At 38.0% G+C, this 337-nt stretch carries 1 protein-coding gene; it reads right to left on the bottom strand.

From position 1 onward, the window contains the following. On the bottom strand, nucleotides 1-337 hold a 337-nt coding region (locus FS935_RS23155), incomplete at both ends, for a DUF2194 domain-containing protein (protein WP_146950942.1).

The following is a 337-nucleotide window of genomic DNA, read 5'->3' as shown; positions in this document are numbered from 1 at the left end:
AGATACTTTCACATATCGTAGCCACGGAGCATCTTTTTTCAGATTGCTTTGTAGCGCTGAAAATTGCTGTAGTGAATCGTCAGCATCTTTATCCTTCAATAATAGCTGTGGTGTTACCGAATGTGATAAAAAACCTGTTGTAAAAAGGCCGTTATAAGCAAGCCATTTTGAATAAGAGTCAACTTGAAAGCCTTGAAGCTGTCTAGGTAATACAGCTGTATTCTGATCAAGTAGTGATGGCTTTTCGACATCAGTCATAATCGTTTGTAAATCAGGAAACACGTCTTTTATCACGTTATAATGAGTTAGGTGGTCACTCTGCTCGACAGGTATATAT

The organism is Metabacillus litoralis, assembly GCF_007994985.1.
Classification (GTDB): Bacteria; Bacillota; Bacilli; order Bacillales; family Bacillaceae; genus Metabacillus; species Metabacillus litoralis.
This window is presented reverse-complemented; position numbering and strand designations above follow the sequence as displayed.